This window comes from Planctomycetota bacterium (assembly GCA_021414025.1).
Taxonomy (GTDB): domain Bacteria; phylum Planctomycetota; class Phycisphaerae; order Phycisphaerales; family SM1A02; genus SYAC01.
In genome coordinates this window covers 729,286-748,942 of the sequence record JAIOPG010000002.1, presented here as the reverse complement: position 1 = coordinate 748,942, position 19,657 = coordinate 729,286, and the positions used below count along the sequence as shown (strand labels likewise).

General features: G+C 64.9%; 19 protein-coding genes. 12 read left to right on the top strand and 7 right to left on the bottom strand.

The features are described from left to right. Window positions 1–17: 17 nt before the first annotated feature. From pyrF to K8R92_03900, 11 genes are all read left to right on the top strand, one after another. The gene (pyrF, locus tag K8R92_03950; GenBank protein ID MCE9619045.1) at window positions 18–893 is read left to right on the top strand and encodes an orotidine-5'-phosphate decarboxylase; all 876 of its coding nucleotides are present in this window, start codon (window positions 18–20) and stop codon (window positions 891–893) included. Window positions 894–933: 40 nt separating this feature from the next. Then, a complete protein-coding gene (locus K8R92_03945; protein ID MCE9619044.1) occupies window positions 934–2,505 on the top strand; it encodes an extracellular solute-binding protein in 1,572 nt (523 codons plus the stop codon). Next, a complete protein-coding gene (locus K8R92_03940) occupies window positions 2,466–3,767 on the top strand; it encodes a CinA family nicotinamide mononucleotide deamidase-related protein (GenBank protein ID MCE9619043.1) in 1,302 nt (433 codons plus the stop codon). Before K8R92_03945 ends, K8R92_03940 begins: the two co-directional genes overlap by 40 nt. Next, window positions 3,764–4,273: a 2-amino-4-hydroxy-6-hydroxymethyldihydropteridine diphosphokinase gene (folK, locus tag K8R92_03935; protein MCE9619042.1), complete on the top strand. Its 510-nt coding sequence runs from the start codon at window positions 3,764–3,766 to the stop codon at window positions 4,271–4,273. Before K8R92_03940 ends, folK begins: the two co-directional genes overlap by 4 nt. 32 nt (window positions 4,274–4,305) lie before the next feature. Further along, on the top strand, window positions 4,306–5,700 hold the full coding sequence (locus K8R92_03930) for a TlpA family protein disulfide reductase (protein MCE9619041.1): 1,395 nt from the start codon (window positions 4,306–4,308) through the stop codon (window positions 5,698–5,700). A gap of 113 nt (window positions 5,701–5,813) precedes the next feature. Next, entirely contained in the window at window positions 5,814–6,221 is a 408-nt protein-coding gene (locus tag K8R92_03925; GenBank protein MCE9619040.1) for a GNAT family N-acetyltransferase, read from the top strand. Window positions 6,222–6,236: 15 nt separating this feature from the next. After that, window positions 6,237–6,605 carry a cupin domain-containing protein gene (locus tag K8R92_03920; GenBank protein ID MCE9619039.1) on the top strand — a complete coding sequence of 123 codons (369 nt, stop codon included), beginning with the start codon at window positions 6,237–6,239 and terminating at the stop codon, window positions 6,603–6,605. A 36-nt stretch (window positions 6,606–6,641) separates the two neighbouring features. Next, window positions 6,642–7,115: an OsmC family protein gene (locus tag K8R92_03915; GenBank protein ID MCE9619038.1), complete on the top strand. Its 474-nt coding sequence runs from the start codon at window positions 6,642–6,644 to the stop codon at window positions 7,113–7,115. A gap of 64 nt (window positions 7,116–7,179) precedes the next feature. Then, on the top strand, window positions 7,180–7,959 hold the full coding sequence (locus tag K8R92_03910; protein ID MCE9619037.1) for a hypothetical protein: 780 nt from the start codon (window positions 7,180–7,182) through the stop codon (window positions 7,957–7,959). After that, window positions 7,956–11,039, top strand: coding sequence for an FAD-binding protein (locus K8R92_03905; protein ID MCE9619036.1), 3,084 nt, complete (start codon window positions 7,956–7,958; stop codon window positions 11,037–11,039). Before K8R92_03910 ends, K8R92_03905 begins: the two co-directional genes overlap by 4 nt. Before the next feature lie 9 nt (window positions 11,040–11,048). Further along, window positions 11,049–11,528, top strand: a complete 480-nt coding sequence (locus K8R92_03900) for a response regulator (protein ID MCE9619035.1) — start codon at window positions 11,049–11,051, stop codon at window positions 11,526–11,528. 101 nt (window positions 11,529–11,629) lie between these two features. Here the strand turns inward: K8R92_03900 and K8R92_03895 are convergent, their stop codons facing one another. The 3 genes from K8R92_03895 to K8R92_03885 all read right to left on the bottom strand — a co-directional run bounded on the left by K8R92_03895 (window position 11,630) and on the right by K8R92_03885 (window position 13,358). Continuing rightward, window positions 11,630–11,833, bottom strand: a complete 204-nt coding sequence (locus K8R92_03895) for a hypothetical protein (protein MCE9619034.1) — start codon at window positions 11,831–11,833, stop codon at window positions 11,630–11,632. A gap of 160 nt (window positions 11,834–11,993) precedes the next feature. After that, a complete protein-coding gene (locus K8R92_03890) occupies window positions 11,994–12,341 on the bottom strand; it encodes an STAS domain-containing protein (GenBank protein ID MCE9619033.1) in 348 nt (115 codons plus the stop codon). Between the two features lie 3 nt (window positions 12,342–12,344). Next, window positions 12,345–13,358 (bottom strand): KpsF/GutQ family sugar-phosphate isomerase, encoded by a 1,014-nt coding sequence (locus K8R92_03885; GenBank protein ID MCE9619032.1) that lies wholly within the window; start codon window positions 13,356–13,358, stop codon window positions 12,345–12,347. A gap of 47 nt (window positions 13,359–13,405) precedes the next feature. Here K8R92_03885 and K8R92_03880 point away from each other — a divergent pair, with 47 nt between their 5' ends. After that, window positions 13,406–14,200: a segregation/condensation protein A gene (locus K8R92_03880; protein MCE9619031.1), complete on the top strand. Its 795-nt coding sequence runs from the start codon at window positions 13,406–13,408 to the stop codon at window positions 14,198–14,200. 2 nt (window positions 14,201–14,202) lie between these two features. On the opposite strand, the gene dacB is transcribed toward K8R92_03880, so the two are convergent. The 4 genes from dacB to K8R92_03860 are packed head-to-tail and all read right to left on the bottom strand — an operon-like array spanning window position 14,203 to window position 19,588. Next, window positions 14,203–15,732 (bottom strand): D-alanyl-D-alanine carboxypeptidase/D-alanyl-D-alanine-endopeptidase, encoded by a 1,530-nt coding sequence (gene dacB / locus K8R92_03875; GenBank protein ID MCE9619030.1) that lies wholly within the window; start codon window positions 15,730–15,732, stop codon window positions 14,203–14,205. Window positions 15,733–15,777: 45 nt separating this feature from the next. Continuing rightward, window positions 15,778–17,274 carry an NAD(P)/FAD-dependent oxidoreductase gene (locus tag K8R92_03870; GenBank protein ID MCE9619029.1) on the bottom strand — a complete coding sequence of 499 codons (1,497 nt, stop codon included), beginning with the start codon at window positions 17,272–17,274 and terminating at the stop codon, window positions 15,778–15,780. A gap of 15 nt (window positions 17,275–17,289) precedes the next feature. Beyond that, on the bottom strand, window positions 17,290–19,311 hold the full coding sequence (locus K8R92_03865) for a ferrous iron transporter B (protein MCE9619028.1): 2,022 nt from the start codon (window positions 19,309–19,311) through the stop codon (window positions 17,290–17,292). Next, window positions 19,292–19,588, bottom strand: a complete 297-nt coding sequence (locus K8R92_03860; GenBank protein MCE9619027.1) for a ferrous iron transport protein A — start codon at window positions 19,586–19,588, stop codon at window positions 19,292–19,294. The genes K8R92_03865 and K8R92_03860 overlap by 20 nt, the downstream gene beginning before the upstream one ends. Between the last annotated feature and the right edge of the window lie 69 nt (window positions 19,589–19,657).

Genomic DNA, 19,657 nt, shown 5'->3' with positions numbered 1-19,657 from the left:
CCTCTATCATGCGGGCCATGCCCCATCACATGCACCCCGCAGACCGGCTCGAGTATTGGGTTCACAAGCGAAACTCCCCGGTGTGCGTGGGCATTGATCCGGTCTTCGACCGCCTGCCGCCGACCTGTCAGCGTCAGGATCCGGCGCATGCCTTCGAGCATTGGGGGCACACTTTCCTGGACGCGATTGAGCAGCACGTTCCGGCGGTCAAGTTCCAGTCGGCCTGCTTCGAGCGCTACGGCGCGGCAGGCATGACCGCGTTGATGAAATTGCTGACCCATGCGCGCGGCAAGTTCCTGGTGATCCTGGACTGGAAGCGCGGCGACATCGGCCTGAGCACCGAGCACTACGCCGCCGCCGCCAAGCATGAGTTCCGCGCCGACTGGGTGACCGCCAACACCTATCTGGGCACGGACGGTTTCCTTCCATTCCTGAAGGCGGGCATCGGAGTCTTTGCGCTGGTGCGGACCAGCAATCCCTCGGGCGACGCGCTGCAAAGTCAAAAGCTGGCCGATGGACGCACCGTCGCCGAGAGCGTGGGCGATCTGGTCGCCTCCGCAGGCGAGCCCTTCAAGGGCGAGTGCGGTTTCAGTTCGCTCGGCGCCGTGGTCGGCGCCACCAAGGCAGCCGATGCCGAGCAGTTGCGGCGGCGCATGCCCCACACGCCTTTCCTGGTGCCGGGGTTCGGTGCCCAGGGCGGAAGCATGGCCGATGCGCTGAGCTGCTTCATTCATGGACGCGGCGCCTTGATCTCCGCAAGCCGCTCGGTCATGCAGGCCTTCGACGGGCAGGAGGGCGAGTGGTCGCAGCATGTGGCCAAGGCGGCAAGGGATTTTGCAAAGGAAATGGCGGCGGGCCTGCAAGGGCAAACTTCCAAAGTCGGCAGCGCTTGATGAGCCGCGCATTCCAACGATCCGCATGTGGCCGCCGAGCATGACTCGTCTTGTCCTGCTGGCAGCCGCGTTCGTGGGTTTGCTGGCGACGCCGCTGCTGCTGAGGCCGAGCGGTTCCAACGCACCGGCTTCGGCGCGTGCGACCCGCGAAGTGGTGATCGTGACGCCCAACAACGAGCAGATCCGTTACGAGTTTGCCCGCGCTTTCCGCACCTGGCATGAGAAGAACTACGGCGAGCCCGCCGATGTCCTCTGGAGCACGCCGGGTGGCGCCGTCGAGATCCGCCGGATGCTCACCGCCGCGTGGGAGTCGCGCCTGCGCCAAGGCCTTGAGGTCGGCGGCGACGCGGACCTGATCTTCGGCGGCGGCAGCTACGAGTTCGACACGCTGAAGAAGCCGGTCTCAGTCACGGTCGGCGGTGAGACCAAGACGGCCACCATTCTTGAACCCGTGGAGTTGCCCGCGGCTCTGGTGCAGGGCTGCTACGAGATGACCGACATCGCCGGGCAAAAGCTCTACGACCCCAAGGGCTACTGGTATGGAGTGGCGCTCTCCACCTTCGGCATCGTGATGAACCTGCAAGTGCTCGAGCATCTTCATGTGGAGCCGCTGAAAACCTGGAGCGACCTGGCGGATCCTCGCCTTTTTGGCTGGATCAGCATCGTCAATCCCTCGCAATCAGGAAGCGTGCTCACCGCCTTCGAGGCAATCACGCAGCAGACCAGCTGGCTCGATGGCCTGGCGATCCTGCGCCGCACCGCCGCCAACGCCCGCGGTTTCGCGGCCAGCAGTCCGCGAGTCTCGATCGATGTCGCAGCAGGGGATGCGGCCGCCGGAATCACCATCGACTTCAACGCGCGCTTCCAGACGCAGACCATGATCGAGGCCGCCGTGGAAGCGGGTCGGCCGGGCACCGAGCCGCAGGTCATCTTTATCGCGCCGCTCGGGCAGAGTTCGGTCGATCCTGATCCGGTCGCCATGCTGCGCAACCCGCCGCACCGCGAGACCGCGATCCGCTTCATGGAGTTCTGTCTTTCCAAGGATGCCCAGCGGCTCTGGCAATTTCGTCAGGGCACGCCGGGAGGCCCCGGCCAGTTCGAGCTGCGCCGCATGCCGGTGATGCGCTCGCTCTACACCAGTGAGATGGCGCAATTCATCGACCAGGTCGATCCGGTCGCCATCGCCACGGCGCCCAAGGTGGACAACTCCAGCATGCGCTCGTTCATTCCGCTGCTCTTTCAAACCATGGCGATGGATTCGCACAAGGATTTGAAGGCCGCGTGGCAGGCGATCGCGGCGCATCCGGCTTATCCGAAGGAGAACCACGGATTGGTCCGCGCCTCGGATGTGAGCGACCCGCAGCTCAAGAGCTGGCTGGAGAAATTCGATGCGCTGCCGACGATGGCCACACCCGAAGGTCCGCGCCCGCTGGGCGACATCGACAATCTCAAGATGCTCCGCGACGGATGGCTTCGCGGCGAGTGGAAGGACAAGGGGCTCTGGCCGGAGCAGAACGCCCCGACCGATTCGCTGCGGCGCATCTTCGCCCCCTATTTTCAGGAGAATTACCAGTGGATCGTGGACCAGGCGGCCAGCCACAAAGCGGCGTGAGCGCCGCGATCATTTCCGTCGGCGACGAGCTCATGCTGGGCCAGACGCAGGACACCAACGCCAAGTGGCTGGCGGCGCAGTTCGCCGCCCGGGGCGTGCTGGTCTGCGAGTTCCGCACCGTGATGGATGACCTGGTGGCCGTCGAGTTGGCGCTGCGGGCCTTCGCCTCGCGCTACGACATTGTGGTCATGACCGGCGGGCTTGGCCCCACCGAGGACGATCTCACCCGCGAGGCGCTGCGCCGCGCGATGGATGTGGCCGAGCCTCTGGAGGTGGATGCGGAGGCGTTGCTCTCACTCGACCGCTGGTTCAAGCACCGCGACCGCGCCATGCCTGCCATCAACAAGGTGCAGGCGCTGCGGCCCCGGGGTTCGCGCTGCCTGCCCAATGCGCAGGGAACGGCGCCCGGCCTGAGCGCGAAGATCGGCGCGGCGCAGATCTGGTGCCTGCCCGGTCCGCCCAACGAGATGAAGCCGATGTTCGACGTGGAGGTTGCGCCGCATCTGCCAAGGGCGGCTATGTCGACTTCGGCGGTTCACGCCTTCGGACAGGGGGAAAGTTTTCTCGCCGAACTTCTGGGAGATCGCATGGGCCGCGAGCAGAACCCGCTCATCGGCACCACCGCCAGCGGATCGATCGTCTCGGCACGGATCCGCGGCGTGGGCGAGGCCGCCGAGCCCGGCGCCATGAGCCGCGTGGCCGCTGAAGTCGAGAAATTGTGGGCGCCCTATGCCTTCGGTCGCGATGAAACGACTCTCGCCGGATCGCTGGGAAAATTGCTGCTCAAGCGGGGGGAGCGGCTCTCGCTGGCGGAGAGTTGCACCGGCGGATTGACGGCTGGATTGGTGACGGCGGAGAGCGGATCGAGTGAATGGTTCGCGGGCGGCGCCGTCACATACGCCAACAGCGCCAAGATCGACCTGCTGCAGGTGCCGGGCGACATGCTGGCCGAGCATGGCGCGGTCAGCGCGGAAGTGGCGCTGGCGATGGCGCGGGGGTGCGCCGGACTTCTGAAAACAGAATGGGCCGCGAGCATCACCGGCATCGCGGGCCCGACGGGCGGAAGTGCCGCGAAACCAGTGGGCGACGTTTTCATCGCCATCAGCGGGCCGCGCTTCGAAGCGGTGAAGCACTTCCGCTTCCCCGGCGACCGCGCCTCCATCCGCGATCGCTCGGCCAAGAGCGCGCTGGCCCTGCTGCGATTTGCGTTGCTTGGCAAGGAGGCCTTCGCCGCGCCGATCATCTGGGAGTGGAAGAAATGATTTTTCAAGGCGAATTTGTCGGCATCGCGCTGGGATCCAACATGGGCGACCGGCAGAGCCTGCTGCGGCAGGCTGTGAAGGCGATCATCGATCAACGCGTGCTGACCAGCGTCAACACCAGTTCCGTGTATGAAACGGTCGCGGTGGGCGAACACGCGGGGGGCATGTTTCTCAACGCCGTGGTCACGGGGTGGTCGCCGCATTCGCCGCGGGAGCTGCTGGCCGGCTGCATGCGCATCGAAAAATCTCTGGGGCGAGACCGCGACCAGGAGGGCGAGGGCGGCCCGCGGACCATCGACCTCGACTTGCTGTTTGTCGGCAAGCACCTGGTGAACGAGCCGGGGCTGCAACTGCCCCATCCGCGCATGTTCGGGCGGCAATTTGTGCTCAAACCGCTCTCCGAGCTCGCCGGAGATTTGATACTTCCAACTCAAAAAATGAGCGTACACTCGCTCGTCGAATCGCTGGACCAAACGGCGATCGGTCGCTGTATCGGTCCGGTTTGAGTCGTCACAAAATTTCCATCAGGAGTCTGCAAGTGAAAAAGTCCACGTTGTCCAAGTCGTCCGCGTTCGCCGCTCTCGTTCTCTGCGCCGGTCTGACCGCGGTGCCTTTTGCCATGGCCCAGACCATGCCGAGCTCGACACCCAGCGCGCCTCCCGCAGCTCCCACGACTCCGCCGCCGACTCCGCCCGATGCGCCGGCGATTCCAAGCGACATGCCTCCGCCCGCGGGCGCCCCGATGGACATTCCGCCGGAGTTCAAGTCGCCTGCGCCTTCGACCACCTGGACCGCGGAGGAGAAATCCCCAGAGTCCATGAAGAAGGCCGTTGAAACGGTGCACGGGCTGACGGCGAAGTACGGCGCGCTGCCGGCGGTCGAAGAGACCATGACCATCCGCTCGCCGCAGTTCCAGGGGCAGGATCAAAAGGTGCAGCTCATGGCCAGCAAGGGCGGCGACGCCAAAGTGGTCATGCCCGGCATCACCATCACCCGCCTGAAGGACCAGGTCTATGTGGAAATGGATGGACGGCCGAAGTACGCGCAGATCAAGGCGGAGGGCACCGCGGTCAAGGCGATCGGCGATGTGATGGGTGGCAAGCTGCCGCTGCCGTCGCTGATTTTGATCGGCGGCGATCAATCCGAATCCGCTTCGGCGCTGACGCTGGGCCAGTGCCCGGACATCGTGCCGACGGGTTTCCGCGCGGGCAAGGATGGCAAGCCTGACCAAGTGCTGCTGGTCGATCCGGCGGGCACCGAAGTGGTGGCCAACCTCGATCCCAAGAGCGGACTGATCGACTCGCTGGACTTGTCGCTGACCAATCCGCAGTTCCCGGCGGGAATGCGCCTGCCGATGACGGTGTCGTTCGAGCGCAAGGTCTACGACAACGGCTTCACCACGCCGATTGCCTTCGATCCCGCGGGCCGCAAGATGAAGGATTCGCTCGAGGCGATCGACCAGGCGTTTGACACAGGCGACGACGCTCCGAACTTCACGCTGGCCACCACCGATGGCAAGACCGTTTCGCTGGCGGATCTCAAGGGCAAGGTCGTGGTGCTTGATTTCTGGGCGACCTGGTGCAAGCCCTGCATGCAGGGTCTGCCGCTGCTGGACACCTTCGCGAAGTGGGCGGCCGAGAGCGGCAAGCCGATCGTGGTCTATGCCGTGGACGTGATGGAGCGCTCCGACCCGAGCAAGCCGGAGGAGCGCATCAAGATGGTCGCCGACTTCTGGAAGAACAAGGCCTTCACCGTGCCGACGCTGGTGGATGTCGACGACAAGGCGGGCAAGGATTTCCAGCTGACGGGCATTCCCTTCACCGTGGTCATCGGGCCGGACGGCAAGATCGCGGCGACGCACCTTGGATTTGACGCGAACGCCGTTGAGAACCTGAAGAAGGATGTCGAGAAGGCGCTGTCGACGAAGGGGTGAGTTTGCAACTGAAACTTCGCCTGCCGCACGTCGATGAAGAGGCGGAGTTTCTGCGCGCCCACCACGCCACGTCGCCGGACTTTCCGCACTTCCTTCACTATTACACGGAAGGAATGCCCTTTCGCAGCTATCTCAAGCTGGTCGCGGACCAGGCTGTGGGCGTTAACTTGCAGCGGAATTTTGTGCCGTCGACTTTTCTTTTCGCGTTCGTGGGCGACCGCATCGTCGGGCGGACTTCGATTCGCCACTCCTTGAATGATTTCCTCGAGCGGGTGGGCGGGCACATCGGCTATGCCGTCGTGCCGGAATTCCGCCGGCGCGGCTATGCCACCGAGATCCTCCGGCAGTCGCTGCAGATCGCGCACAAGCAACTTGGCATCCGCCGCGTCCTGGTGACCTGCGACGATGACAACGTCGGGTCGTACAAGACCATCGAGAAGAACGGCGGCGTGCTCGAGAACATCGTGAGCGTGCCGGATCAAGGAAAGCCGAAGCGCCGCTACTGGATTGAGGAAAGGTAGGCTGGGTTTGCCACGATGAAACCCATGTCACCAAAGCAGATCGCCGCCTCGCTCACCGAGCTCTGGTCGCCGCGGGTCATCGCGGAAGTCGACGACGCCTTCGTCAAGGTCGCCAAGGTCCGCGGCTCGCTGGCCTGGCACAGCCACGAAAACGAGGACGAGCTCTTTCTGATCCTCAAGGGACACCTGCGCATCGAGATGGAAAGCGGCTCGGTCGAGCTCGACGAGGGCGAGATGTTCGTGGTGCCCAAGGGTGTACGCCACAACCCGGTCGCCGAGCAGGAGTGTCACCTCATGCTCATCGAACGCAAGAGCACGCTGCACACAGGTGGCGTGGTCACCGACAAAACCCGCTCCATCGCAGACCAGCTTCGCCCGATGTGAGGGATTCATCCTGTTGAGGTAAGGTAGGCACGAATCATGACCCAATGCACTGCAGAAATTCTTTGGCTCCGCGGCGAGCAGGACTTTCTTGGCAGGCGCTACAGCCGGAAGCACCTGCTTCGTTTCGACGGGGGTTTGGAGGTCGCGGGCTCTTCGTCGCCGGATGTCGTTCCTGTTCCGATGTCCGACGCGGCTGCGATCGATCCCGAGGAAGCGTTCATCGCTTCCCTCTCGAGCTGTCACATGCTGTGGTTCCTGGCCATTGCGGCCAAGCGCAAATTCTGCGTCGACCGCTACCGCGACGCCGCCATCGGCAGCATGGCGAAGAACGCCGACGGGAAGATGTTCGTTGCCTCAGTCACGATGAGGCCGGAGGTACGGTTTTCCGGCGCTCCTGTGCCGACGCGGGAGCAGATCGACCAGATGCACCATGAAGCCCACGCAGAGTGCTTCATTGCCAACTCGGTGAAGACCATCGTTCAATGCGAGCCGATTTATGTCGATCTCTAGGCCGATCGTTCAGGTCGTTTTGGCAAAGCGGGGGATTGGATTCGTTGCCGGTTGCTTGGGGATTGTGCTTGCACAAAGCGCATTCGCGGATGCGGCGGGGGACAACTGGGCCGCGCTCGCCAAGAGCTGGGCCTCTTCCGCGGGCGCGGCTCGCTGCAAAGTCACGGTCGCGGTTCAGGATGGCGACCTTGCCTCCGAAAGAAACGCCGAAGCAAGCGTGATTGCCTGGGACGCAAGCGACCGCAAGTTTGCTTTGGAGCAGGACAATCTGACCGTGCTTGTGGACCCGAAGCGAATGCGGGGCATCCACAAGGAAATGGACGCCGCCGTCGATCGCGACGCAGGCACCGATCCCGCGGTCACATTTCGCCAGGCCATTCCGGAAAGTCCCTGGCCGCAGCTGGGTTTGGCGTTGCGCGGCCCATCCGAAGATTGGTGGAAGGCCATCGACCCGGAACTGGGCGTCGTCGCATTGAAATCCTTCGTCAAGAAGGATGACGGAACGATCATCGTGTTGCTGGCTGGCAGCAACGGCACACTCGAACTCACCTTCGTCGGCGAATCCACCCACGCACTTCGCGCCGCGACGCGCCGCATCGAAAGCGGTCCGCGCGTTCCCAAGAACGCGGCCCTGGAATGGCGGATGACCTTCGATCCGATCGAGATTCCCGCGGGCATGCTTTCGCTGGATGTCGGCGATCGACGCCGCGTCGAGCGACTGGACGATCTGCAGCCTCAGGCGAAGCCGATGGAAACTCCCAACGCCGCCGAGCGTCTCAAGCCGAAACCGCCCGACTCAGCGAAACCAAAGCCGGACGAACCATCTACCATCCCGGTTCCGTGAGCGCCGTTCACCCCGTTTCTCCAACCGACTCGGCCACTTCGATTCGATTGCCGATGCTGGCGCCGCTCGCCGAGCTGCGCCGCAGCGCGGCCAACGACCTGCGGGCGATGCATCTGGGCGAAGTGCGCTTCGGCAAGCATGACCGCATGCTCTACGCCACCGACGCCAGCATCTACCAGGTGGAGCCGATCGGCGTGGTGATCCTGAACCGGCCGGAGGCGGCCATCGACCTTGTTCGCTACTGCTCGCCGCGGCGGATTCCCATGCTGCCTCGTGGCGGCGGCACGAGCCTGGCCGGCCAGTGCGTCAATGAAGCGATTGCGATCGACATGAGCGCCCGTTGCCGGGGCATTCGCGCCATCGATGTCGCGGCTCGCACGGCCACGGTTGAACCCGGCGTCACGCTGGATCAGTTGAACGCGGCCCTCGCGCCGCACGGCATGATTTTCGGCCCCGATGTCGCCACTAGCTCGCACGCCACCCTCGGCGGCATGATCGGCAACAATTCGGCGGGGGCCCGCAGCATCGTGCATGGGCGCACCGTGGAAAATCTGCTCGCCTTGACCGTGGTTCTGGCGGATGGCTCCGTGCAGAAGTTCTCGCGCGGCTCTTGTGACAGGGATCCGGTGCAAAACGCGATCGCCAAACAACTCGCGGCGATCGCGATGCCGCACGCCGACGAGATTCGCAAACGCATTCCCAAAATCCTCCGCCACGTCGATGGCTACAACATCGATCTGCTGCTGGAGCAGCTCCAGTCGAGCACGCCGGGCACCTTCGACCAGGTCAACCTCGCCCATCTCATGTGCGGCTCCGAGGGAACGCTTGGCGTGACGGTTGAGGCCACGCTGAAGATTGTTCCCAAGCCGCCGCGCACGGGGCTGGCCATTCTCGGTTTCGCCAGCATCGCCGAGGCGCTCACGCCGCTCATGGCGATGATCGACACCAGGCCCAGCGCGGTGGAGCTGATCGACGATGTGGTGCTCAACGCCGCCCGCAACAACACCGAGTACCGCCGCTATGTGGATCTGATGCCCGTGCCCCGGGGCGGCCATCTTGGTGCCGTGATCTACGTCGAATACCAGGGCGCCAGCGACGCGGAACTGAACGCCCGGTTCGACGCGCTGGCCAAGGCCGTCCCCGGCGCCGCGATGTATCGGTTTCTCTCGCTGGATTCCGTCGCGACCGCCTGGAAATTGCGCAAGGCCGGCGAGCCGCTGCTGCACAACATTCCCGGCGACCGCAAACCCATGACCTTCGTGGAGGACACGGCGGTCGATCCCGCGAAGTTGCTCCGATTCGTCGAGGAATTCAAAGCGATCGTCACCCGCCATGGCACCACCGCGGCCTACTACGCCCATGCCAGCGTGGGCTGTCTGCACATCCGGCCGCTGGTGAAGATCACCGACGAGGCCAGCCGCGCACAGGTCGCTTCGATCGCCTCGGACGTCGCGGATCTGGTGGCCAAGTATGGCGGCGCGCTTTCGGGAGAGCATGGCGACGGCCGCCTGCGCACGCCGCTTCTGGACCGCGTGCTGGGCAAGGAGCTCTGCCAGGTCTTCCGCGAGATCAAGGCGATCTTCGATCCCCACGGCCTGATGAACCCGGGCAATCTGATCGACACCAGCGATCCGTCGCGCATGATGAGGTCGCTGCGCGTGAAGCCGCATGATCGCGAGGTCACGCTGCCCAAGACCAACACCTTCTTCCGCTTCGAGAAAGAGCAGGGCTTCGAACATGCGGTCGAGGCTTGCAACGGCGCCGGGCTCTGCCGCCGGACCCAACCAACGGGGGTGATGTGTCCTTCGTATCGGGCAACGCTCGACGAGCGACACTCGACGCGCGGTCGCGGCAACGCGCTGCGGCTGGCGCTCTCGGGGCAGATGAATGAATCGAGCTTGTCAAAAGCGGGGGAGCAACAGATTTCAGAAACGGGGCTCAGCACGCCGGGACAATCCTGGAGCGATCCTGAAACCAAGGCGACGCTGGATCTCTGCCTCTCCTGCAAAGCCTGCCAAAGCGAGTGCCCGAGCAACGTCGACATCTCCAAACTGAAGGCTGAATACCAGGCCCAGGAATTCGCCGTGAAAGGCAGCGTTCCCTTCCGGACGAAACTGGTCGGACGAATCCGCAAGTCCAACCGCTTGGGCTCGCGCTTGTGGCCGCTGGCCAACGCGATGCTCGCTTTCAACCCTTTTGAAGCGTTGCTGCACTCCATGATTGGATTTCACCGCGATCGGACGCTGCCCAAATTCGGCCCTGCCGTCCATCGTTGGGTCCAGCGGCGCAAGCGCGGCGGAGATTCCTCGCGGCCCACCGTGCTTCTCTTCGCGGATTGCTTCACCAACTATGGCGAAACGCAGATCGCACGCCACGCCGTGGAATTACTCGAAGCCTTTGGCTACCGCGTGGTGATGCCCGACGCCGGCTGCTGCGGACGCACCCTGATCAGCGTGGGAATGCTGGCGGAAGCCTCGGGAACCTGCGCGGCAACCGCCCGCGCATTGCTGGCTTGCCTGAAGCAGGAGAATGCGGTCGCGCTGCTCGCCCTTGAACCATCCTGCCTCAGCGCGATCAAGGATGACTGGCTCGACCTCAAGATGGAGGTCGATGCAAGGCAACTCGCGGATCTCGCCGCCCGCAGCATGCTGGTCGAGGAGTTCCTTGACGCCCGTTGGGAGGATCATCCCTGCCGGCCGAAGATCGAGTCGGTCAAGGAGCAAGTGATCTACCACGGCCATTGCCACCAGAAGTCCCTGTGGGGCTCCGAGTCCGGCACGCGCCTGCTGCGCCGCATCTTCGGCGCTCGACTGACGGCCCTCGACTCCGGCTGCTGCGGCATGGCCGGTTCGTTCGGCTACGCGCAGCACCGCTACGACCTTTCCATGAAGATCGGCGAGCAATCCCTCTTTCCGGCGATCCGCGCCGCGCCCGGCGCGGTGATCGTCGCTGCCGGCACCAGCTGCCGTCATCAGATCCGCGACGGCACTGCCGCCGAGGCGCTGCACCCGGTCGAACTCCTCTCGAAATTGCTCCTGCCCGTTTCCCATCCCATCCAAAATGGGTCGCACGCAGGCTAGGATGCCCCCATGGCCACACCGCAAGACGAGCTGGAGCAAGAGATCGAACGCGAGCCTTCCGACGAGGAGCTCAAGGGGGCGGTTCTGCTGCTGGTGGACGACAATCTTCAGAACGTCGAGTTGATGCAGGCCTGGCTGGAATCGCTGGGATGCAAGCTGGAGACGGCCCACGACGGCGTGGAGGCCATCGAGGCCGTTCATCGCTGCCGCCCTGACTTGATCCTGCTGGATGTGATGATGCCCCGGATGAGCGGCTTCGAGGTCTGCCGCAAGCTGAAGCAGGACCCTTCGATGCGCGACACGGTGATCATCATGGTGACGGCGCTGAATGAAGTGGGGGACTTCGAGCGGGCGGTGGAGTGCGGCTGCGACGACTTCCTGACCAAGCCGGTCAACAAGCTGGAGCTGATCACCCGCGTGCGCAGCCTGCTGCGCGTGCGTCTGCTCAAGCGGCGCGTGGAAGCGCTGCTCAAGAGCCCGAGGCTCTAGAGGGACTTCGAACCGAATCGAAAAAGAAAACCCGCGGCCGTGAAAGCCGCGGGTCGTGTTGTCACGCGATCATAGGTAGGTGCGACGGCGGTCGACGGGAGTCAAGCCGCAGACCGCCGCCACACCACCGCTGGGGTGTCGCCCGGCCGCGTCCAGTGGCTGTCCACTCCGCGGGGCTCGAGCGTCATGCTCAGATGGTCCAGGTATCGGCGCAGCGCGTGCCAGTCGAAGTTCGACAGGAATTCGCGCATCGCCGAGGGGTTGATTCGTTGGATGGCTTCGATCAGCTGCTCTTTGGTCTGCATGGTTCGCTCCGCGCCGCTTGGCGTGGAGACTTCATCGAACCGAGCGCGCCGTGCGCGCCACAAATTCTGCGCGTCGAAGAAAAAAATTTGCCCGCGCCGCCCTCGCGCCCACCGCATCTTGTGGCCACGCGCGGACTTGGGCACAAGCGGCCCGAAACCCCTAGGAAACCGGGCGAAACGAGAGTTTCGCGGCGTTCACGTCGGTGTAGACCGAGAAGACCTTGTCCAAGCGCGACAGCAGGATGGCCTGCGCCAGCAGGCTGCGCAATCCGCAGAGGCGCACCTCGGCGCCGAGTTTCTTCATCTTGTTGTGGATCTGCAGCAGCGAGCCCAGCCCCATGCTGGAGAGCACCTCCAGCTTGGCGCAGTCCACGATGATCTGGGTGGCGCCGGTCTTGACATGCTCGGCGATCTCGTCGATCAGCTGCTGCGCCGTGCCCGCGTTCAGGCCGCCATCCGCGGCCACCACCAGGATCAATCCGTCGCGCTCGGAGACGTGGGTCTGCATGGACTAGTCCCGCACCACTTTGAGGGCCACCAGGTCCTGCACGTCGATCAGACCGATGGGGCGCCCGTCGGTGTCCACCACCGGCAGCTCGTCGACGCGCAGCTCGCGGATCATCCGCACCGCGTCGCGCACCAGCGACTGGGCCGGCAGGCAGCGCGGGTGCTTGGTCATGCAGTCGGCGATGGGCTTGTCCAGCGCGGCGGCACCGAACTTGTTGATCAGGCGCCGCACGTCGCCGTCGGTCAGGATGCCCGCCAGGCGCCCGTGGGAGTCCACCACCATCAGGGCGCCGGCGCGGCGGCCCTCGCCCGCAGATTGCAGGGCGCCCTTCATGGTCGACTCCAGCGGAACGCAGGTCAGGTTCTTGCCCACCTGGAAGCGCAGCGCCTCGCTGACGGGCCGCAGGCCGATACCCAGCATTCCCCCGGGGTGGATCTTGTGGAAATCGTCGGCCTTGAAGTTGCGCCGCCGGGCCACGGCCAGGGCCAGAGCGTCGCCGGCGGCCAGCATGGTGGCGGTGGTGGCGGTGGGGGCCAGGTTCAGGGGGCAGGCCTCCTCGATGTCACCCAGCGAAATGTGCACCGAGGAGATCTTGGCCAGGCTGGTCTGGGCATGTTTGGAAATGCCGATCCGGGGCACGCCGTCGGCGTTGAGGATGGCCGCGAAGTTGAGCAGCTCCTCGGTCTCGCCGCTGTAGGAAAGCAGCATCACCACGTCATCGGTGCGGATGCGACCGAGGTCGCCATGCACCGCCTCGGCCGGGTGCACGAAATGACTGGGCTGCCCGAGGCTGGCGAAGGTGGCGGAGAGCTTGGTGCCGATCAGGCCGGACTTGCCCATGCCGCTGACCACCACGTGCCCCTTGCACTCGCAGATCAGGTCGATGGCCTTGACGAAGTGTTGCGACTCCGGACTGTCCTGGGAGATCCGCAGGGCGAGCCGCGTGATTGCCTCCGCCTCCGAGCGAAGCACATCCGAGAGAAAGGTCGCCTCGTCGCTCGCCGTCTTTCCGGTCATGCGAAAATGATAGCGAAAACGCGGGGCGGCTTTGGTACAGTGGCCCCGTGGCCAGCGTCGATGAATACCAGGTCAAGCTCTCGGCGTTTCAGGGGCCGCTCGATCTGCTGCTCTTCCTGATCCGCCGCGCCGAAGTCGACATCCACGACATTCCGATCGCTGCGATCACCAATCAATATCTCGAGGTGCTCAAGGGCACCACCGAGATGGACGTGGAGCAGGCGGGCGAATTCCTGGTGCTTGCGGCCACGCTGGTGGAGATCAAGAGCCGGCTTCTGTCGCCAAAGCCCGAGCAGGATGATTCGCAGGTGCTGCCCGATTCCACCCTGCACGAGGATCCGCGGCGCGAATTGGTGCAGCAATTGCTGGCCTATCAGCGCTTCCGCACCGCGGCGGAAACCTTGGATTCACTGCGGAGCGAGTTCTCGCGGCGCTGGTCGGCCTCCGGCGCCGCGGGCGAGCCCCAAAAGGATGAGGAAGCGACCACCGTGGAGGAGGTGCAGGACCTCGACATCGGCGACGTGCACCTTCTGGACCTGCTGGAAGCCTTCGAGCGCATCACGCTGGCCGTGGACTTCACGCGCCTGGGCGAGCACCAGGTGGCTTTCGATGACACGCCGATCGGACTTCACCAGGACGACTTGGTTGACCGGCTCTCACGGGCGCCGGAGCGGCGCATGAATCTTGAATCGATCTTCGAGGGCCGCAGCCGCATGGACCGGATCGGATTGTTCCTGGCCCTGCTGGAGTTGGCGCGCGAACAGCGCATCAAGGTTCGCCAGACGAATCCCTCCGAGCCCATTGAACTTGAGTTGACCGACAGCGTCCCCGCGGTGCTCTGACATCAGCCGCCGCCGAGAGCTTCCCGAATTTTGGGTGAAGCCACGGCGCCGACCGGTTGCAACGTGTCAAGGTATTCCGCGGTCGCCTTCACGATGCTCTCCTGCAGCTGCTTGGCCTTGCTCACGCCTCCCGACTCGAAACCATTGCAAATCACACTGAAGGTGGCGTGATGCCCGTTGACGCATTGCACCACGCCGGAAAGGGCGCAGACGCCGTCGATGTAGCCGGTCTTGCAGTGCACGGTGAATTTCCTGGCGTCCAAATCACGGAATCGCTTCTTCACGGTGCCGCTCTTGCCGCCGACGGCCAGCGTGCCGGTGAAGATCTCCCCCAGCTTGGGGTCGCCGACCAGATCATTGACCCAGGCACTGAGAATGCTGGTGGTCACGCGATTTTCCTTCGAGAGGCCGGAGCCATCCACGGAGTCCAGAGCGTCCAGATTCACCTGCTCGCCGATGCGTGCGCGGACCAGCTTCTCGATGGCGTCGGAGCCGTTGAGCCAGGTGCCGGAGGCGCCGGTCGATGCGAAGCCGATGCGCTTGAGCAGGCACTCGGCGTACAAGTTTTGGCTGTCGACATTGCAGCGGGTCAGCACCGTCGCGATGGGAGTGCGGATGACCGGCCCGACCACATCACCCTTGGCCGCGGGATCCGTTGTCGCCGCGAGCCGCACCGCCTTCACCGGAATGCCGCCCTTGGTCAAGCGCTCCGCCAGCAGCTTCGCGAAGTAGCTCGATGGCTCGGCGATCGCCACGCTCACAGGCTCTTCAAGTGGCTTCAAGCAATAGCCGTGGATGGTGAAGGTGTTGGCCGCCTCCTCGCGCTGGATCCAGAGGCCATCATCCTTGCCCTTGATCTTCTTGGTGCGGTTGTCGATGGTGAGAAAGTCGGCGCTGGGGCGGGTTCTGGAAACTTCCGCGCCGCGATCGGCGGGCTTGGCCCAGAAATCCTGGCGGTTCAGATGGAAGGTGAGTCCGCTCACCGCGGCGCAGTACTGCTCGTTGAGCTGGTCGGCAGGCCAGCCGGGATGCACACCCTTGCGATCGAAAACCCGATCGTCGATGACGAGCTCGGCGCACTCCTTCATTCCCGATTTCTTGGCGCCCTCCACCCAGAGATCCAGCAGCGCCTCCGGCGTCATGCCGCGTTGCTGCTGGCCCTCGGCGTCGGTGTAGACCATCTGCGAGAGCAATTCGGGATCCGCGAAGGCGGGGTCGCCGTCGCCCACCGCGATCAGGCGGTCGCCATCGCGCAGCAGTCGCGTCTGAAAGACGAAGTCGCTTCCCAGGATCCGCAGCGCCGAGCCGGTGGTGATCAGTTTCTCGTTGCTGGCGGGCATGACCGCGGTGTCGGCGTTGATGCGGACGAGTTCGGCGCCGCTTTCGCCGCGGATGCTGACCGCGGTGGTGCCCTTCTTGGGCGATGAGGAATTCACCAGGGAGCGCACGTTGAAGGCCAGGTCGGCGGCTTCGAGCGAGGAGGCGCACCACACGCTGAGGGTTGCTGCGGCGACACAGGCCAGACGCCTCATCGAGGGGTGTGGACGACGGCGGGATTGAACGGGATTCACGGCCATCTATCGGCTGCTTTCTTCGCCATGCTTCAGAAAGTGTAGAGGCGAATTCAGCGAGGCCGACATGGAAATCCCGGCGACGAAACCGCTCGCCCATGCCCATTGAAAATTGAACCCGCCGATCCGCCCGTCGACATCCAGAATCTCGCCGGCGAGGTAGAGGCCGGGGCACTTGCGGCTCTCCATGGTGGCCAGGTTCAGCTCGTTCAGGGGCACGCCGCCCGCGGTCACTTCGGCGTGACTGAAGCCGCGATCGCCCGTAATGGTCACCGCGGCGCCGCTCAGAAGTTGTGCCAGAGATCGCCGCTTCTCCCGCTCGATCTGCTTTGGGGTCTTGTCCGAGGGAATCCCGGCGATTTCGAGCAGCGTCCGGGCCAGGCGCTCGGGCAGCCGCTCGCGCAGGCGCGAAAGCACGGACTGGGCCTTGGGTTCCAGCAGCCATGCGTCGGCCTCATCGAGGGTCGCGCCGGGCATGAAGCTCAACTGCAGCGAGGCGGCCGGGTCGCGGACGCGCTCCATCAGGAGGTAACGGCTGATGTCCAGGATCGCCGGGCCGGAAAGGCCGAAGTGCGTGAAGAGCATCGAATTGGCGAAGGAAACCAGCCGCTTGCCGGTTCCAGAGAGCACGCGGACCTCGGCCACGATGGTCAGGCCGCTAAGCGTGCGGACCCAGTGCTCGGCTTGTGCCACCAGCGGGACCAGCGCGGGCAGGACCTGGCCGGTCACGGTGTGGCCCTGCGCCTTGGCCAGCTCAAACCCCAGGCCGTCCGAACCGGACTTTGGAAGGCTCTTGCCGCCGCAGCAGAGGGCGACCCGCCGCGCCCGCAGCTTGCCCCACGGGCCCGCAACCTCAAACCCCTCTTGCACCGGGGTGATGGATTCCACTCGCGTCGGCCAGCGAATCTGGGCGCCGGCGTCCTTGGCTGCCTGGAGCAGCGCATCGAGCACGGTGTTCGCGTCGTCGGTCACGGGAAACAACTTGCCCGTCTCTTCCTGCTTGAGTTCCACACCAAGGTCCTTGAAGAAGGCGACGCAATCTGCCACGGAGAATCGCGACAGGACGCGGCGGATCGCGGCGGGGGTGCTGCCCGCATAGTCCTGCTCGCGCACGACGTGGTGAGTCACGTTGCAGCGGCCGCCGCCGGCCACGAGAATCTTGATTCCGATGCGCGGCGCGCCGTCGAGCGCCACCACGCGGGCCCCATGGCGTCCGGCGTAAATGGCCGTCATCAATCCGGCCGCTCCCGCGCCGATGACCGCGACATCGGCTTCCCAGAGGGTTGGCGCGGCGGCTGCGGCGGTGTCGCTCGTCAATGCGCCTCGCCGCCGACTTTCTTCGCGTCCTTGGAGATGGTCAGCGGAGTGAGCTTGGTTTTTCTCTTGCCGGGCTTCGCCGTGCAGCTCGGGCACGACGGCGAGGCGTTCTTGTTGGGAAGCAGCGGGCGCAGCACCGCAAAGAGGCCGAAGATGGCGATCAGCGAGACGACCCAGAATTCCCATTCATTCACCGGCATCTCAGAATCCTCCTGCAAGAAGTGCGCTGCGGACCGCCCACGCCATGCCCCAGGCCAGGCCGCTCATCCAGACGAATTGTAGAAGAGGCCACCTCCACGACGAAGTCTCGCGGCGCACCAGCGCCAGGGTGGGCAGGCACTGCATGGCCAGCGTGAAGAACACCAGCAGCGACGCCGCGGTGGGAATCGTAAAGAGCAGTGCTCCGTCGGCGCGGCGGTTGTGCGAAAGACGGTCGATCACCGAAGCTTCATCCGGGTCGTCCGTGGAGGAGATGATCATCAGCGTGCTCACGAAGACCTCGCGGGCAAGGAAGCTGGTGAGCACGGCCACGGTGAGCTGGTGGTCGAAGCCCAGCGGCCGGAACATCGGCTCGGCGACATGGCCCAGCTTGCCGGCGAGCGATCCCAGTTGCTGGTCTCGCGCCTCGAGCAGGTCGGCCTCGTGGTCCAGCGCGGCCGCCTTCTCCGGCGGTGCGTCGGCCTGCTTGGCCACCATGGCGGACTCCTCGCGCAGCTTCAGCACCTCGGCCGAAGGCGCGATCCTGGGATAGGCGCTCAGCCACCACATCACCACGCAGATCGAGAGGATCATGGTGCCCGCGTTCTTGATGAACATGACCGCCCGGTCGTACATGACCCACAGGGCGATGCGCAAGGAGGGCTTGCGGTAGGGTGGCATCTCAAGCAGCATCGGCCGGGCGGGGCCCTTCAGCAGCGTGCGCCGCACCAGCAGTGCGCTGAGCAATCCCGCGACGGCGCCGGTGGCGTAGCAGCCGACGAAGGCAAGGCCGGCGAGCCAGGGCCGGCCCGCGAACAAGAGCGAAATCAAAAGCACATATACCGGCAGGCGCGCCGTGCAGCTCATGAAGGGCGCCACCAGAATGGTGGCCAGGCGGTCCTTGGGATCGGGAATGAGCCGCGTGGACATGATGCCGGGCAGGGCGCAGGCGTGGCTTGAGAGCAGGGGCACGAAGGCCTGGCCGGGCAGGCCGAAGCGGCGCATGAATCGGTCCGCCGCGAAGGCGGCGCGGGCCAGGTAGCCGGAGTCCTCCAGCAGCGAGAGCAGGAAGAAGAGCAGGCAGATTTGCGGCAGAAACACCACGGTTCCGGCGATGCCGCCGATGATGCCGTTCACCAAGAGGTCGCGCAGGGCCCCGTCGGGCATCACGCCGCGAAGCCAGTCGCTGGCGAATCCGAAAATGGCGTCGAGTCCATCCATGGGGAACTTCGCCAGCCAGAAGATGCTGGCGAAGAGCACGCTCATGACGGCGATGAAGGCGAAGAGCCCTGACACCGGATGGGTCAGCGCGCGATCGACACGGTCGACGGCCTTGCTCGCCGAGGAGATGCGGCCGCTGGCCACTTCGACCAGCACATCATTGGCCCACTTCGCCAGATCCGAGTCGCTCACCGTGGAAGCGGGCAGATGATTCAGCCGCTTCTCGAAGGACTCGTCGGAAATTCCGTGCAGCGACATGCGCAGCACTTCGTCGGCCAGCTCATCCACACCCTCGCCGGTCCGTCCGCTGGTGACCACGACCGGGCAGCCCAGGCATTCGGTGAGCGACTTGGCATTCACGCTGAAACCTTTTCGTCGCGCGTCATCGGCCAGCGTGACCGCGATCACGCAGGGCATCTTGCGCCGCAGCGCGTGGGCGGCGAAGCGCAGCGAGCGCGAGAAATTGGTGGCGTCGGCAACGATCACCGCGACGTCGGGGGCGACGTCGCCGATGCGCCCCTCCAGGCAGTCGCGGCACAATTTGCTCTCCGGCACTTCCAGGCTCAGTCCATAGATGCCGGGCAGATCCATGATTTCAAGCGGCCCGTGCGTGGTGGAGGCGACTCCGACGCGGCTCTCCACGGTGGTGCCGGGGATGTTGGCGGTGCGGGCACGTGATCCGCAGAGTCGGTTGAAAAGGGTGGTCTTGCCGGTGTTGGGCTGGCCAAGCAGAGCCGCCCGCGGTGGGCGCTCGACTGAGTAGACCCGTTCCGGCTCGGGTTCGTCAGGCTGCTGGGCAGCCATCGCAGGGTCTCACGAAAACTTGGCTGGCGACCGAGCCGCTCAAGCCGACGCGCGTCCGCTCCACCTCGATGATGCAGGGAGCCCCGGCCTTGCAGACCTTCAATTCGCAGGCTTCGTGGATTCCCATGGCGCGAAGCAGACAGCGGTCGGCTTCGGCCAGCGTGGTCATGGAGTCGGCGTCGATCATGGCGCGCTGGCCGCGCAGCAGTTGCGTCAGCGGAACGCGCCGCGGATCCTTCGCTCCACCCTTGGGGCCTGTTGTGGCAATGACAACCATGATCCCCGAGTGTATGAGGCCCGCGGGCAGCGGGCAAGAACGGATCCCATTCACTCCGCGTCGCGGCGG

Bases quoted from the DNA above. Each gene is read 5' to 3' on its own strand.
- pyrF (MCE9619045.1), top strand. From the start codon at position 18: ATGCCCCATCACATGCACCCCGCAGACCGGCTCGAGTATTGGGTTCAC.
- K8R92_03945 (MCE9619044.1), top strand. From the start codon at position 934: ATGACTCGTCTTGTCCTGCTGGCAGCCGCGTTCGTGGGTTTGCTGGCG.
- folK (MCE9619042.1), top strand. From the start codon at position 3,764: ATGATTTTTCAAGGCGAATTTGTCGGCATCGCGCTGGGATCCAACATG.
- K8R92_03925 (MCE9619040.1), top strand. From the start codon at position 5,814: ATGCCCTTTCGCAGCTATCTCAAGCTGGTCGCGGACCAGGCTGTGGGC.
- K8R92_03920 (MCE9619039.1), top strand. From the start codon at position 6,237: ATGAAACCCATGTCACCAAAGCAGATCGCCGCCTCGCTCACCGAGCTC.
- K8R92_03915 (MCE9619038.1), top strand. From the start codon at position 6,642: ATGACCCAATGCACTGCAGAAATTCTTTGGCTCCGCGGCGAGCAGGAC.
- K8R92_03900 (MCE9619035.1), top strand. From the start codon at position 11,049: ATGGCCACACCGCAAGACGAGCTGGAGCAAGAGATCGAACGCGAGCCT.
- K8R92_03895 (MCE9619034.1), bottom strand. From the start codon at position 11,833: ATGCAGACCAAAGAGCAGCTGATCGAAGCCATCCAACGAATCAACCCC.
- K8R92_03890 (MCE9619033.1), bottom strand. From the start codon at position 12,341: ATGCAGACCCACGTCTCCGAGCGCGACGGATTGATCCTGGTGGTGGCC.
- K8R92_03885 (MCE9619032.1), bottom strand. From the start codon at position 13,358: ATGACCGGAAAGACGGCGAGCGACGAGGCGACCTTTCTCTCGGATGTG.
- dacB (MCE9619030.1), bottom strand. From the start codon at position 15,732: ATGAGGCGTCTGGCCTGTGTCGCCGCAGCAACCCTCAGCGTGTGGTGC.
- K8R92_03870 (MCE9619029.1), bottom strand. From the start codon at position 17,274: ATGGGAATTCTGGGTCGTCTCGCTGATCGCCATCTTCGGCCTCTTTGC.
- K8R92_03865 (MCE9619028.1), bottom strand. From the start codon at position 19,311: ATGGCTGCCCAGCAGCCTGACGAACCCGAGCCGGAACGGGTCTACTCA.
- K8R92_03860 (MCE9619027.1), bottom strand. From the start codon at position 19,588: ATGGTTGTCATTGCCACAACAGGCCCCAAGGGTGGAGCGAAGGATCCG.